16 protein-coding genes and 1 other RNA gene are annotated in these 14465 nt (G+C 57.8%); 7 read left to right on the forward strand and 10 right to left on the reverse strand.

All coding sequences use genetic code 11. From position 1 onward, the window contains the following. The 3 genes from mraZ to rsmI all read right to left on the reverse strand — a co-directional run bounded on the left by mraZ (nucleotide 1) and on the right by rsmI (nucleotide 2163). On the reverse strand, nucleotides 1-456 hold the full coding sequence (mraZ, locus tag EQV96_RS12390) for a division/cell wall cluster transcriptional repressor MraZ (RefSeq protein WP_095001541.1): 456 nt from the start codon (nucleotides 454-456) through the stop codon (nucleotides 1-3). 358 nt (nucleotides 457-814) lie between these two features. Beyond that, an RNA gene (gene rnpB, locus EQV96_RS12395) (RNase P RNA component class A) lies at nucleotides 815-1168 on the reverse strand. 140 nt (nucleotides 1169-1308) lie between these two features. Next, complete coding sequence (gene rsmI, locus EQV96_RS12400; protein WP_095001542.1) at nucleotides 1309-2163, reverse strand: 16S rRNA (cytidine(1402)-2'-O)-methyltransferase; 855 nt, start codon at nucleotides 2161-2163, stop codon at nucleotides 1309-1311. A gap of 235 nt (nucleotides 2164-2398) precedes the next feature. Between rsmI and EQV96_RS12405 the strand changes: the two genes are divergently transcribed. From EQV96_RS12405 to EQV96_RS12420, 4 genes are all read left to right on the forward strand, one after another. Continuing rightward, on the forward strand, nucleotides 2399-4171 hold the full coding sequence (locus EQV96_RS12405; RefSeq protein WP_095018294.1) for a penicillin-binding protein activator: 1773 nt from the start codon (nucleotides 2399-2401) through the stop codon (nucleotides 4169-4171). Next, nucleotides 4171-4536, forward strand: a complete 366-nt coding sequence (locus EQV96_RS12410) for a YraN family protein (protein WP_095001544.1) — start codon at nucleotides 4171-4173, stop codon at nucleotides 4534-4536. The genes EQV96_RS12405 and EQV96_RS12410 overlap by 1 nt, the downstream gene beginning before the upstream one ends. Before the next feature lie 134 nt (nucleotides 4537-4670). Further along, nucleotides 4671-5264, forward strand: coding sequence for a phosphoheptose isomerase (locus EQV96_RS12415; RefSeq protein ID WP_095001545.1), 594 nt, complete (start codon nucleotides 4671-4673; stop codon nucleotides 5262-5264). Then, nucleotides 5261-5842 carry a BON domain-containing protein gene (locus tag EQV96_RS12420; protein WP_095001546.1) on the forward strand — a complete coding sequence of 194 codons (582 nt, stop codon included), beginning with the start codon at nucleotides 5261-5263 and terminating at the stop codon, nucleotides 5840-5842. The genes EQV96_RS12415 and EQV96_RS12420 overlap by 4 nt, the downstream gene beginning before the upstream one ends. Nucleotides 5843-5895: 53 nt before the next feature. Here EQV96_RS12420 and EQV96_RS12425 read toward each other — a convergent pair whose 3' ends face one another. From EQV96_RS12425 to rplM, 7 genes are all read right to left on the reverse strand, one after another. Continuing rightward, a complete protein-coding gene (locus tag EQV96_RS12425; RefSeq protein WP_095001547.1) occupies nucleotides 5896-6309 on the reverse strand; it encodes a ClpXP protease specificity-enhancing factor in 414 nt (137 codons plus the stop codon). 17 nt (nucleotides 6310-6326) lie between these two features. Further along, nucleotides 6327-6944, reverse strand: coding sequence for a glutathione S-transferase N-terminal domain-containing protein (locus tag EQV96_RS12430; RefSeq protein ID WP_016779514.1), 618 nt, complete (start codon nucleotides 6942-6944; stop codon nucleotides 6327-6329). Between the two features lie 186 nt (nucleotides 6945-7130). Beyond that, entirely contained in the window at nucleotides 7131-7910 is a 780-nt protein-coding gene (locus EQV96_RS12435) for a cytochrome c1 (protein ID WP_095020341.1), read from the reverse strand. Beyond that, entirely contained in the window at nucleotides 7910-9121 is a 1212-nt protein-coding gene (locus tag EQV96_RS12440; RefSeq protein WP_016779512.1) for a cytochrome bc complex cytochrome b subunit, read from the reverse strand. Before EQV96_RS12440 ends, EQV96_RS12435 begins: the two co-directional genes overlap by 1 nt. After that, complete coding sequence (gene petA / locus EQV96_RS12445; protein WP_083369776.1) at nucleotides 9121-9714, reverse strand: ubiquinol-cytochrome c reductase iron-sulfur subunit; 594 nt, start codon at nucleotides 9712-9714, stop codon at nucleotides 9121-9123. Before petA ends, EQV96_RS12440 begins: the two co-directional genes overlap by 1 nt. A 255-nt stretch (nucleotides 9715-9969) precedes the next feature. Continuing rightward, nucleotides 9970-10362, reverse strand: a complete 393-nt coding sequence (gene rpsI, locus EQV96_RS12450) for a 30S ribosomal protein S9 (protein ID WP_003216038.1) — start codon at nucleotides 10360-10362, stop codon at nucleotides 9970-9972. 14 nt (nucleotides 10363-10376) lie between these two features. Then, nucleotides 10377-10805: a 50S ribosomal protein L13 gene (gene rplM / locus EQV96_RS12455; protein WP_007917032.1), complete on the reverse strand. Its 429-nt coding sequence runs from the start codon at nucleotides 10803-10805 to the stop codon at nucleotides 10377-10379. A 246-nt stretch (nucleotides 10806-11051) separates the two neighbouring features. Here rplM and EQV96_RS12460 point away from each other — a divergent pair, with 246 nt between their 5' ends. The 3 genes from EQV96_RS12460 (at nucleotide 11052) to EQV96_RS12470 (ending at nucleotide 14455) form a co-directional block, all read left to right on the forward strand. Next, a complete protein-coding gene (locus tag EQV96_RS12460; RefSeq protein WP_095020340.1) occupies nucleotides 11052-12092 on the forward strand; it encodes an NADP(H)-dependent aldo-keto reductase in 1041 nt (346 codons plus the stop codon). 269 nt (nucleotides 12093-12361) lie between these two features. Beyond that, nucleotides 12362-13297, forward strand: coding sequence for a GlxA family transcriptional regulator (locus EQV96_RS12465; protein WP_240882139.1), 936 nt, complete (start codon nucleotides 12362-12364; stop codon nucleotides 13295-13297). A gap of 135 nt (nucleotides 13298-13432) precedes the next feature. Continuing rightward, on the forward strand, nucleotides 13433-14455 hold the full coding sequence (locus EQV96_RS12470) for an asparaginase (RefSeq protein WP_095001550.1): 1023 nt from the start codon (nucleotides 13433-13435) through the stop codon (nucleotides 14453-14455). Nucleotides 14456-14465: the final 10 nt, after the last annotated feature.

Genomic DNA, 14465 nt, shown 5'->3' on the forward strand with positions numbered 1-14465 from the left:
TCACAGAATTAAATCACGCAGTTCGTCAGGCATCGCGCCCGGTTGTTGAATGGCTGCAAGGTCAGCGGCAGAAACCGCCTCCCAAGCATCCTCGTCCCACAGTTGAAACTTGTTCAGCTGGCCCACCAGCATTGCGCGCTTGTCCAGTCGGGCATATTCACGCAAGCGGGGCGGTACCAGAAAACGACCACTGCCATCGAGCTCAAGGTCGACGGCGTTACCAATCAACAGACGTTGCAAGCGGCGGTTTTCTTCACGCAGCGAAGGCAACGCCCGAAGCTTGGTTTCAATCAACTCCCACTCATCGAGGGGGTACACACACAAGCAGGGATCAACGGCATCAATGGTCACGATCAGTTGCCCGGAACTGCGCAAATTCAACTCGTCACGGTACCGGCTCGGCATTGCGAGACGGCCCTTGGCATCGAGACTGATTGCGTTGGCTCCGCGAAACACTGGCCGCATCTCCAAATATTAGCGTTTTACGTCTAAAAAACCCACTTCACGCCACTTTTCACCACTTATGCACACTATAGGAATGCGCCCACACCACCGTCAAGGAGCGGCCTACAGGAAAACCCTTACATAACGGAGATTTAGGAGGGGAAATAGACGTGGAGCAGTAAGCGGAGAGATTTTTTGACCCGCGACGCGCCGCAAATTCAAAGCTCTGGACTTCAAACTTAAAGTAGTTTGTTAAGAGTAAGAACTTTTCGGCATTACGTCGGGAAATAATCTTGCGATGAATTGCAGGGGGGGATAAGGCAATTGCGAATATAGCAATCTGCCTGCAGCGCAGGCAGAAGAAAAAAAGGTGGAGAGTCGATCTGTAAGCCGGGTTCTGTCGTGAACAGTCATTCGTCTACGATGGCCATCACTGGACATCTTTAGCAACCTACCCGGTCCCAGCGCGGGCCACGCCTTGGGACCCTATTTGGTCTTGCTCCAAGTGGGGTTTACCTAGCCACGAACTGTTGCCAGTCGTGCGGTGCGCTCTTACCGCACCTTTTCACCCTTACCGGCGCCGAAGCGCTTAGGCGGTTATTTTCTGTGGCACTTTCCGTAGGCTCACGCCTCCCAGGCATTACCTGGCACTTCGCCCTATGGAGCCCGGACTTTCCTCCCCCCCCTAATTTTCATAGAGGGCAGCGACTGTCCAATCGACTCTCCGGCGCGAAGATTAACTGTACAGAGCGTATAGAACAAGCGTTAAAAGCCGCAAGGCAGGTTGATTTGCCTGACTTGCGGCCTTTAGCCACGGGCTAGAACACAAAGAAATATCAAAGTGCCATCACCCAATATCAATTGTTACTCACTTTTCTGCTTTTCAAGTGCAACTTGGTACAACACGTTTTTGCGCTCACCGGTTATTTCAGCTGCAAGTGCAGCAGCACGCTTGAGCGGCATTTCTTTAAGCAGCAAGTCGAGAATACGCATTGCCTCACTGCTGACCGCGTCTTCCGTTTCTGGCGCAGTCCAGCCGGCAACCAGAACCACACACTCGCCGCGCTGCTGGTTACTGTCGCTTTCAACAAAAGCGCGCAGCTCGGACAGGGGCAAACCTTTGAGCGTCTCGAATGTTTTAGTCAGCTCACGCGCCAGCAATGCCGGGCGCTCGGGCCCGAATACCAATTCAAGATCTTGCAGGCACTCAAGAATACGGTGCGGGGCCTCGTAAAAAATCAGTGTGCGCGGCTCTTCCTTAAGTAATTGCAGCCGCGAACGACGCCCAACCGCCTTGGCCGGCAGGAACCCCTCAAAGATAAAGCGATCAGAAGGCAGCCCCGCAGCCGACAAGGCGGCGATCAAGGCGCAGGCTCCCGGCACGGGCACGACCTTGATCCCGGCAGCACGCGCCTGACGCACGAGGTGATAACCGGGGTCGGAGATCAGCGGGGTACCGGCATCCGAGATCAATGCCACATCTTCACCCGCCAGCAAACGCTGGATAAACCGACTGCCTTCATCACGCTCGTTATGCTCGTGACAGGCACCCAGCGGCGTGGAGATACCAAAATGCTGCATCAAGCGCAGGGAGTGGCGCGTGTCTTCGGCCGCAATCAGCGATACATCACGCAATACCTTGAGCGCACGCGCACTGATGTCGTCCAGGTTACCGATGGGCGTGGCCACCACATAAAGTGAGCCAAGAACGGAATTCAAATCACCTGGAGCAGTCAAAACGCACACCTCATAAGAGTTAAAGGCGCCATTGTAGCGCGTAGAGCCCTCATGAACGCACCCACCCTGCAGGCCGCAAAACGCCAACCGGGTAAACTTTTAATGCCACAACGTACATAACGCATCTAAATTCAGGCTTTATTGCCTCTAACATCGCGCCCCGGCCAGTGCTTGGGTACACTTCCCAACTCATTTGATCGAGTATCAGGAACACTACATGATCGCTTGCCTGCGGCTGTTCACTGCCCTCTGCCTTGCTGCCCTGCTGGCGGCTTGCGCCAGCTCGCCCTCGTCCAGCCTTGGCGAACTTCCACGGACCCCGGATGCCAGCCTTGAGCAATTGCTCCAGCAGGCCACCGAGAGCACCAATCCGGAAAAGGCCGCCCTGTTGCGCCTGTCGGCAGCCGACCTTGCCCTGCGCCAGCAAAACAACGCCCGCGCCGCGCAGATCCTGGCCATGGTCCCGCTGGACCAGCTCAAGCCCGCACAACAGGTTTTTGCCAACACCCTGGCAGCCGAACTGGCGATGAACCGCAATGATCCCAAGGCCGCAGTCGCCGCCCTGAATCATCCAAGCACATCGATCCTGGGCGAGCTGCCCGTCGACCTGCAAGTACGCACCCGTACCGTACATGCCCGCGCCCTGGAGGCTGACGGCCAGGCCCTGGCCGCCGCCCGTGAACGCGCAGCGCTGAGCCCGAACCTGACCGGCGATGCCGCCAACAGCAACAACGACGCTATCTGGGCACTGGTGGCCAGCTTGCCGGCCGAGCAACTGCACGCCCAGGGCAATGATGTACTGAGCGGCTGGATGTCCCTGGCCCTGGCGGTGAAAAGCGCCGGCACCCTGCAAGACCAACAGAACGCGATTGATCAATGGCGCGCACAGAACCCGGCCCACCCGGCCGCTATCCAGCTGCCGACCCCACTGGTCAAGCTCAAGGAGCTGGCCAGCCAGCCCCTGACCAAGATCGCCCTGCTGCTGCCACAGGACGGCCAACTGGCCTCGGTGAGCAAAGCACTGCGTGATGGCTTTATGGCTGCACACTATCAGGCCCAGCAAGCCGGCCAGAACCCGCCGAGCATTCAGTTCTATGACAGCTCGCGCCTGACCTCGCTGGACGAGTTCTACCGCCAGGCACAAGCCGACGGCGTGCAACTGGTGGTTGGCCCACTGGAAAAAAACCTGGTCAAGCAACTGAACAGCCGCCCGCAACTGCCGATTACCACCCTGGCCCTGAACTACAGCGAGGGCACCCAAGGCCCGGCGCAACTGTTTCAGTTCGGTCTGGCGGCTGAAGACGAAGCCCGCGAAGTGGCTCGCCGCGCCCGGGCCGACGGCCTGACCCGCGCTGGCGCCATGGTCCCGGTCGGTGAGTGGGGCGATCGCGTGCTCAAGGCATTCCGCCAGGAATGGGAAGCCCATGGCGGCACCGTCGTTGGCGTTGAACATATCGACAAACCTGTAGCCCTCGCCCAGCAAGTGGCCGATCTGGTGCAACTGCGCAAAAACGGCGGCTCGAGCGAACCAACGCGTCGCCAGGACATGCAGTTCCTGTTCCTCGCCGCGACCCCGCAGCAGGCCCAGCAGATCAAACCCACGCTGAACTACCAATACGCAGGTGATCTGCCGGTATACGCAACCTCCCACGTATTCAGCGCCAGCGGCGACCAGAACCAGTACAACGACATGAACGGCATCCGTTTTTGCGAGACCCCCTGGCTCCTCGACCCGAACAACCCGCTACGCCAGCAAGTGACCGCACAATGGCCGCAAGCAGGCGGCAGCCTGGGCCGCCTGTATGCGATGGGTATCGACGCCTATCGCCTGGCACCGAGCCTGGGCCAGCTTAAAGCCCTGCCCGACAGCCGGATCGACGGTATGTCCGGCAGCTTGAGCATGAGCCCGACCCAACGTGTAGAACGTCAACTGCAATGGGCCGAATTCGCCAATGGCCAGCCTCAACGCCTGCCGGCTACCGCCAACTGATGCCCGAACGCTCAAGCCAGCAAACTGGCAAGGATGCCGAGCGCCTCGCGCTGCGGCATCTTGAGCAACAGGGTTTGCGCCTGCTGGCACAGAACTGGGCATGCAGGCGCGGCGAGCTGGATCTGGTCATGCTTGACGGCGATACAGTAGTATTCGTCGAAGTTCGTTACCGTCAACATGCGCAATGGGGTGGCGCACTGGCCAGTATTGACGGCCGCAAGCGTCAAAAACTGATACTTGCCGCCCAGCATTTCTTGCAGCAACAGACACGCTGGGCCAATCACCCGTGCCGCTTTGACGTGGTGACGATGGACAGCACAACACCCCGACTGAACTGGCTACGGAATGCCTTTGACAGCCAGTAGCGCTGCCAGGCCGATTCCAGCTCCCTTTTTCAACGATTTTGCTTTGCTTTGCGGGCTGCACATTCTTGTGCCGGGAAGTCACCCAGGAACACCTGGTTCACGCCCGACCAGCCGCCCTACTTAAGGTCACATAGATGGACATGCAATCCCGGATTCGCCAGCTTTTTCAGGCCAGCATCGACACCAAGCAGCAGGCGATGGAAGTGCTTGCCCCTCATATCGAGCAAGCCAGCCAGGTGATGGTTAACGCACTGCTCAATGAAGGCAAGATGCTCTCGTGCGGCAATGGCGGGTCGGCAGGCGACGCCCAGCACTTCTCATCCGAGCTGCTCAACCGCTTCGAGCGCGAGCGCCCGAGCCTGCCTGCCATCGCACTGACCACCGACACGTCGACGATCACCTCGATCGCCAACGACTACAGCTTCAACGAAATCTTCTCCAAGCAGATCCGCGCCCTGGGCCAGCCCGGCGACGTGCTGCTGGCCATTTCCACCAGCGGCAACTCGGCCAACATCATCCAGGCCATCCAGGCGGCCCACGATCGCGAAATGATCGTGGTCGCAATGACGGGCCGTGATGGCGGCGGCATGGCCTCGCTGCTGCTACCCGAGGACGTGGAGATCCGCGTTCCTTCCAGCGTCACTGCACGCATCCAAGAAGTCCACCTGCTGGCGATCCACTGCTTGTGCGATCTGATCGACAGCCAACTGTTCGGGAGTGAAGAATGACTTTAAATCGCCTAGGCCTGGTAGCCCTGACCCTGTGTCTTGGTCTGACCGCCGGTTGCAGCTCGGTACTGACCGCTACCCGCGACACCCCTATCGAGGATGATCGCGGCACCCGCACCTTCGGCAGTAAAATCGATGACTCGCTGATCGAAACCAAGGTCGCCGTGAACGTGGCCAAGGCCAATCCGGATCTGGATACCGGTTCGCACATCGTCGTCACCAGCTACAACGGTATCGTGCTGCTGGCCGGCCAGACCCCGCGTGCAGACCTCAAGGCCCAGGCCGAACAGGCGGCAGCTTCAGTCCAGCGGGTGAAAAAGGTCAACAACGAGCTGCAGGTCATGGCTCCTTCGTCAATCCTGGCGCGCAACAACGACGCCTGGCTGACCACCAAAATCAAGACCCAGATGCTGACTGACAGCGCCATCCCTGGCTCACGCATCAAAATCGTCACCGAGAACGGTATCGTCTACATGCTCGGCCTGGTCACCAAACAGGAGGCCGCCCGCGCCACCAGCCTGGTGCAAGGTGTTTCCGGGGTGCAGAAAATCGTCAAACTGTTTGAGTACATCGACTGACGGCCACGGCTGCCAGACACAAAAAAGGCGACCTTTTCAGGTCGCCTTTTTTATTACTTCACCACTTTCAGGCTTGGCCGGCCTGTAGGTCGCGGCGGCTCGGAGCCTGGCGGCGGACTATCGTCACCCGGCTCAACCTCGTCATCAGCCTCGAGAGGCTCTTCCAGGTCAAACACCATGCCCTGGCCGTTCTCACGGGCGTAAACGCCCAGAATGGCTGCAATAGGCACGTACAAGGTGTGTGGCACACCACCAAAGCGCCCTTCAAAGCTTACTGCTTCGTTGTCCATGTGCAATTGACGCACGGCGGTTGGCGAAACATTGAGGACAATCTGCCCGTCACTGGCAAAACCCGCAGGCACTTGCACCTTGGGGTAGTCAGAGTTAACCAGCATGTGCGGAGTGCAGTCGTTATCAACGATCCACTCGTAGAGCGCACGCACCAGATAAGGTCGACTTGAATTCATCGAGGGCTCCTAAAGCTTTAGCGCATGTCGCGTTCGACACCAGACAGACTCGCCTGGAAAGCCTCACGCGCAAATTGGCGCTCCATATAGTCGAGCAACGGCTTGGCTGGCCGCGGCAATTCAATACCCAAAACAGGCAGACGCCAGAGTATCGGCAATAGACAGCAGTCGACCAGACTTTGCTCATCACTGAGGAAAAAAGGTTTGTCGGCAAATAATGCAGAAACACCCGTCAGGCTCTCGCGCAACTCCTTGCGGGCTTGCACGCGCGCCGGCTCCTTGGTCCGCGAATCAAGAATCAGGTCGACCAGCGCACACCAGTCGCGCTGAATACGATGAATCAGCAGACGGCTATTGGCCCGTGCCACCGGGTACACCGGCAACAGCGGCGGATGCGGATAGCGCTCATCCAGATATTCCATCACCACAGTCGACTCCCACAACGCCAGGTCACGATCGACCAGGGTTGGCAGGCTGCCGTAGGGGTTCACTTCGATCAGCTTCGGCGGCTGACGGCCCGCCTCCACACTGATGATCTCGGCGCTGACACCTTTCTCTGCGAGCACAATGCGCACTCGGTGGGAATAGTGGTCGGCGGGGTCGGAGTAACAGGCCAACCGATTGGTCACGCCCATGGCGGTCCTCCTCGCTTGTTGAAATTATCGGGAGCGGAAAAACGAACGCGCCCAAGGAAAGCCTCTGATAACCACAGGCCAGGTGACTGGCAAGGTCATTGACCCCGCCTGTCACCCGCCCTGCACTGTTACCTTTTCAGAGACACCCTTGGGCGCGCACGATTAACAGCATTGCGTGTAACTATATCAGTGCACATCTTTCCAGTATTCGCGCTTGAGCAGATAAGCGAATACAAAAAGGAAGGCCAGGTAGATCAGCACGTAAGTACCGATGCGCTGATGCTCCAGCTTCACCGGGTTGGCCGAGTAGGCCAGGAAGGTCACAAGGTTCTTGATCTTCTCATCGAACTGCTCTTCAGTCAGGGCGCCGGTTTTTGGCAGCACTGTCAGCTGGTCGCACGCTTCATGGGTCAAAGGCGTGCCGGTGAGCGGATCATACTGCTTCTTGCCGTCTTCGACGATCTGTACTTGCTTGCAACCGATAACCTGACGACCCTGCAACGGTGCCAGCACGTTGGGCATGCCCACGTTCGGGAACACTTTGTTGTTCACACCCCAGGGGCGCGACGGGTCTTCGTAAAAGGCACGCAGGTAGCTGTACAGCCAGTCTGTGCCACGCACACGGGCTACCAGCGTCAAGTCCGGCGGTGCAGCACCGAACCAGGCCTTGGCGTCGTTGGGCTGCATGCCGATGTTCATGTGGTCGCCAATCTTGGCACCGGTGAACACCAGGTTATCGAGCATGACCTCATGGGGAATGCCCAGGTCATCAGCGACCCGCTCATAACGCTGGAACTTGGCACTGTGACAACCCATGCAGTAGTTGGCGAACGTACGCGCACCATCCTGCAGGGCCGCCTTGTCAGAAACATCGATGTCGACCTTGTCGAGCTGCACGCCTTGCTCTGCCGCAAAGGAGAACACAGGCATTACCGCGAACATCAATACAGCAAATAGCTTTTTCATCAGCCAGTCACCCTTTCCGGAACCGGTTTGGTCTTCTCAAGCCTGGTGTAGAACGGCATCAGAATGAAGTAGGCGAAGTACAGGAACGTACACACCTGCGACAGCAGCGTGCGGCCCGGGGTAGGAGCCAAGACACCCAGCACACCCAGAATCACGAAGGAGATGCAGAACACCCACAGCCATACCTTGCTCATCCAGCCTTTGTAGCGCATGGATTTGACCGGACTGCGGTCAAGCCACGGCAACACGAACAGCACGGCAATCGCGGCGCCCATGGCAATCACGCCAAGCAGCTTGTCCGGGATGGCACGCAAGATCGCGTAGAACGGCGTGAAGTACCAGACAGGGGCAATGTGTTCCGGCGTTTTAAAGGCGTTAGCCTGTTCAAAGTTCGGTTTTTCCAGGAAGTAACCACCCATTTCCGGGAAGAAGAACACAATCGAGCAGAAGATAAACAGGAATACCACTACGCCGACGATATCTTTCACGGTGTAGTACGGGTGGAAGGGAATGCCATCCAGCGGTATGCCGTTTTCGTCTTTGTGTTTCTTGATATCCACGCCGTCCGGGTTGTTGGAGCCGACTTCGTGCAGGGCAAGAATGTGCAGCACCACCAGGCCCAGGATTACGATAGGCAAGGCCACGACGTGAAGGGCAAAGAAGCGGTTCAGGGTAATACCGGAGATCAGGTAGTCACCACGAATCCACTGGGTCAGGTCGTTACCGATAACCGGGATCGCACCGAACAGCGAAATGATCACCTGGGCGCCCCAGTAGGACATTTGCCCCCAAGGCAGCAGGTAACCCATAAAGGCTTCAGCCATCAGGGCCAGATAAATCATCATGCCGAACAGCCAGACCAGCTCACGGGGCTTCTGGTAAGAGCCGTAGAGCAGGCCACGGAACATGTGCAGGTAGACGACGATAAAGAACGCCGATGCACCGGTAGAGTGCAGCAAGCGCAGGATTGAACCGTATTCGACGTCACGCATGATGTATTCGACAGAAGCAAACGCCTCTTCTGCCGATGGCGTGTAGCTCATGGTCAGCCACACACCGGTAACGATCTGGTTGACCAGAACGAGCAGTGCGAGAGAACCAAAGAAATAGAAGAAGTTGAAGTTCTTCGGAGCGTAATACTTGCTGAGGTGGTCTTCCCACATTTTGGTGGCGGGGAAGCGGGCATCTACCCAATCCATGAACTTGCTCATTACGCGTTCTCCCCATCGAGGCCAACGACGACAATGTTGTCCGTCTCATAGTAGTACGGCGGCACTGGCAGGTTCAGCGGCGCTGGCTGGGCCTTGTACACGCGGCCGGCCAGATCATAGTGCGAACCATGACAAGGGCAGAAATAGCCGCCTACCCAGTCCTTGCCAAGATCAACCGGCGCGACCTCGGGACGGAACGTAGGCGAGCAACCCAAGTGGGTGCAAATACCGATCAACAACAGAATTTCTGGCTTGATCGACCGCAGCTCCGGATTTACATAAGCAGGCTGATCAGATTGCTTGGAATCCGGGTCAGCAAGCTGCCCTTCAATCTTCTTCAGATTTGCCAGGATTTCCTCGGTGCGACGTACGATGAATACCGGCTGGCCACGCCATTCAGCAATCATTTGCTGACCTGGCTCAACCTTTGCAATATTCACTTTCACCGGTGCGCCAGCGGCTTTCGCCTTGGCACTGGGAAACCACGACCCCACGAACGGGACCGCCGCCCCCACCGCTCCTGCAGCACCCACCACGGATGTGGCTGCTACGAGGAAGCGACGCCGGCCGACATTTACGCCGTCATTGCTCATTCAGTCCTCTCCCATCAGCTTTGTGGCCTGTTAAATCAGGCATCTACTAAATATGCATCTATTACTTATAAAAATTTTGCAGAATGGTAATGAAAAGCCCCTAGTCTTACAAGGTAATTACCGCTCTGGGGCGGCTACAGGCCTTGTAGTATAGGCGTTTGCTGGATGTGGCAAGTTGTCACACCGCTAAATCATCGCCCATAAAAAAAGCCCAGCTCCCGAAGGAGGCTGGGCTTTTTTGAACGAAGCTGCGAATTAACGCTTCGAGTACTGCGGACGCTTACGCGCTTTACGCAGACCGACTTTCTTACGTTCAACTTCACGAGCATCGCGAGTAACGAAGCCAGCTTTGCGCAGAGCGCCACGCAGGGTTTCGTCATACTGCATCAGTGCGCGAGTGATACCGTGGCGGATTGCGCCAGCTTGACCACTTACACCACCACCGATCACGGTGACGTAGATGTCGAATTTCTCGACAGTCTCAGTCAGTTCCAACGGCTGACGAACTACCATGCGGGCAGTTTCGCGACCGAAGAAATTCTCCAGAGTGCGGTTGTTGATGGAGATGTTACCGGTACCCGGACGCAGGAAAACGCGAGCGGTTGCGGTTTTACGACGGCCAGTGCCGTAGTTTTGAGTCGCCGACATAATGAACTATTCCGTTAAAACTTCAGTTCTTGGGGCTGCTGAGCAGTATGAGGGTGAGCAGCGCCCGCATAGACTTTCAGCTTACGGTACATGTCGCGACCCAGTGGGTTTTTAGGCAGCATGCCTTTAACCGCGGTCTCGATCACGCGCTCAGGAGCTTTGGCGATCAGCTTTTCGAAGTTGATCGACTTAATCCCGCCCGGGAAACCGGAGTGAGAGTAGTACATCTTGTCAGTGGTTTTAGCACCAGTAACACGGATTTGCTCAGCGTTGATAACAACGATGTAGTCACCGGTGTCAACGTGCGGAGTGTATTCCGGCTTGTGCTTGCCACGCAGACGGCTCGCGATCTCGGTGGCCAGACGACCCAGGGTCTGACCAGCAGCGTCGACGACAAACCAGTCGCGCTTTACTGTTTCTGGTTTAGCAGTAAAAGTTTTCATTCTTTATAGCCTCAGGGGCCGCCCTGTAAATTAGACGGCGGATCTTACTGAATAGTGCGTACTTTGACAAGTCAAAGGCAGCCGGATACAGACGCTATCGGGGGCTCGGGTCAGCGCGTCCGTTCAACGGCAAGATTCTTCGGCAGGCGGCGCATCACTTCCACTGCAGAAAGAGGTGGGCAATTATCCAGATTGCGCAAAAAATTACAACCTGCTTTTATGTTTGTTTACCCGAAGGAGCACCCGATGGACTACCGAAAGCTTGGCCGTACCGATCTGAAAGTAAGCGCAATCGCCCTCGGGACCATGACCTGGGGTGAACAGAACACCCAGGCCGAAGCCTTTGAGCAGATCGCCTGCGCCAAAAATGCCGGCATCAACTTTATCGACACCGCCGAAATGTACCCGGTGCCACCCAAGGCCGAAACCTACGCCACCACCGAGCGTTTTATCGGTAACTGGTTCAAGGAACGCGGTGATCGTGCCGACTGGGTGCTGGCGAGCAAGATCGCCGGCCCCGGCAACGGCATCGACTACATCCGTGACGGCCACCTCAAGCACAACCGCAGCCATATCGTGCAAGCCCTGGACGCCAGCCTCAAGCGCCTGCAAACCGACTGGATCGACCTCTACCAGTTGCACTGGCCCGAGCGCAGCACCAACTTCTTCGGCCAGTTGGGTTACACCCACAACGCCGACGAAGACTTCACCCCGCTGGAAGACACTCTCGAGGCACTCGACGAGCAGGTCAGGGCCGGCAAGATCCGTCACATCGGCCTGTCAAATGAAACGCCGTGGGCCACCATGAAGTTCCTGCAACTGGCCGAAAGTCGCGGCTGGCCGCGCGCCGTATCGATCCAGAACCCCTACAGCCTGCTCAACCGCAGCTTTGAAGTGGGCCTGGCGGAAATCGCCATTCGCGAGCAGTGCGGCCTGCTCGCTTACTCGCCCCTGGCGTTCGGCATGCTCTCGGGCAAGTACGGCGGCGGCGCCCAACCACCAAAAGGCCGCCTGACCCTCTACAGCCGCTTCTCGCGCTATTCAAACCCGCAGGCCGTGGCTGCCAGCGAGCGTTATGTGGCACTGGCCCGCGAACATGGCCTGGACCCTGCGCAAATGGCCCTGGCCTTCGTCACCCGCCAACCGTTCGTCACCAGCAATATCATTGGTGCCACGACCATGGAGCAACTCGAAAGCAATATCGCCAGCTTCGACTTGAAACTGTCGGATGAGGTGCTAGCCGGTATCGACGCCATCCACAAGGACCAGCCAAACCCGGCACCTTGACCCACCGCCCCCCTTGCGGGAGCGGGCTTGCTCGCGATGCAGGCGACGCGGTGTTTCAGAGAAACCCCATGGATGCCATCGCGAGCAAGCCCGCGGCTACAAAAGCAGCAACCTCTGGACACACAGGAAAAAACATAAGACGATCCAGCCGTAAGTTGACCAATTTCACCTATAAGAATAATCAAAATATGTCTATGTCTAATCAACTCTCCACGCCGCTGCGGCGTGTCAGCATTTTGGCCATCGATCGGGTTTTCGCGTCGACCCTGATGCATGCCAAGGATTTCTTTCACCTCGCCAGCCTGCGTCACGGCAAGCAGCTGGGACAAGGCCTGACCCCCACTTTCGAGACACGCCTGGTCAGCCCCGACGGCAAACCGGCCACCAGCTTCAGCAATGTGGTGCTCCCTGTGGACGGCGGCCTGGAGGATAGCGACATCATTATCCTGCCGGCCTTCGGTGACGATTTCGACACCCTCTGCCAGCGCTATCCGCAAGTACTGCCCTGGCTGCGCGAACAGCATGCCCGTGGCGCTGTCCTGTGCGCTGAAGCCACCGGAGTCTTCTGGCTCGCTGAAGCCGGGCTGCTCGATGGCAAAGAGGCCACCACCTACTGGCGTTTCTTCGACACCTTTGCCCGGCGCTACCCCCTGGCGCACCTCAACCAGGACAAACACCTTACCGACGCCGACAACCTCTATTGCGCCGGCGGGCCTACCTCAGCCTGCGACCTCTACATTTACATGATCGAGCGTTTTTGCGGCGCCAATATCGCCCAGGCCGTGGCCCGCGACATCCTTTACGAAGTACAGCGCAATTACACCCCGGGGCGCATCGGCTTTGGCGGCCAGAAGCTGCACCAGGACGTGATCATCCTGCAAATCCAGCATTGGCTCGAAGAGCACTTCGCCGACAAGTTCCGCTTTGAAGATGTCGCCCGCGATCACGGCATGAGCATCCGCAACTTCATGCGCCGCTTTCAGCTGGCCACCGGCGACAAACCCTTGCACTACCTGCAACGCCTGCGCATAGAAACCGCCAAGGGCCTGCTCTCGGCCACCCGCAAAAGCATCAAGACCATCAGCTATGACGTGGGCTACGACGACGCAAGCTTCTTCGCGCGTCTGTTTCGCCAACACACAGAGCTTTCACCAAACCAGTATCGTCAGCAGTTCCTGCATGCAGGCCTCAATCAGGTCGCTTAAATCTAAGCGTTGTACTACACACCAAGCGGAACAATCTGATTTCTCCGCCAGCCCAAAAAGCCTCTGATGAAATGCCCTCCAACCAGGGGCACTCACAAGAAGAGGCTTCACCGGCCACTGGCGGAGGTACGCAGCATGGCGCAAAGACTCAATCACAACTCCCTGCCCATCCTTTCCATAGGAGCCCTGGGTGGCACCGTGAGCATGCGCACAACACAGCCCGGCTCAGGCGCTCAACCCGTGATCACTGGCGAAGCACTGCTTGACGGCATTTCGCAACTGCACGAAGGCCTGGACGTCCATATCGAGACCCTGTGCCTGGTTCCCAGCGCCTCCCTGGATTTCAATCTGCTGCTTGAAGTGCTGATATGGGCCCAGGAGCAAGTGAAGCTGGGCGCGCTGGGCATCGTCATCACCCAAGGCACCGACACCCTGGAAGAAACTGCATTCTTCCTTGACCTGTTATGGGATGCCGATGTGCCACTTGTGCTGACCGGCGCCATGCACCCCAGCGATCATCCCGGCGCAGATGGCCCCGCCAATCTGCTGGATGCCTCCAGGGTTGCGCTCGATACACAGAGCCGCAAGCGAGGCGTTCTAGTGGTAATGAACGGCCAGATTCACCAGCCGCTGCATGTGCGCAAATGCTCATCAATAACGCTGGACGCCTTCAACTCGCCGTTTTTCGGCCCTGCCGGGCTAATGCTCGAAAATCGCGTGCTTTATCTGCGCAAAGCCTGCGCACGCACTGTCCTGCCCATGCCCCGCAGCATTCATCACAAGGTCGCATTGCTGCCAGCAACACTGTCTGCCGACACGGTACTGCTGGAGCATGTGCTGGCCCTGGGGTATGACGCGCTGGTGGTCAGTGCTTTCGGGGCCGGGCATGTCAGTGTCGAATGGGTCGACCTGATCGAACAGGTCACCACGGAAATTCCGGTTCTGGTGGCGTCACGAACAGGTTCAGGCCCCACCGCCGAAGCGTCTTACGGGTTTATCGGCAGCGAGATGGACCTGATCGACCGCGGCGCGCTGATGTGCGGGTTTCTCTGCCCGTACAAGGCGCGGATCCTGATATGGCTGCTGATAGGTTGCGGGCATGCCCGCGACATTGCCAAGTACGTGCAGCGCCTGGGGTTCAAGGCCGCCGAGGCCTGAGGCGGGCACA

Origin of the sequence: Pseudomonas sp. TMW22080, from assembly GCF_022496745.1 — a bacterium.
Lineage (GTDB): Bacteria > Pseudomonadota > Gammaproteobacteria > Pseudomonadales > Pseudomonadaceae > Aquipseudomonas > Aquipseudomonas bubulae.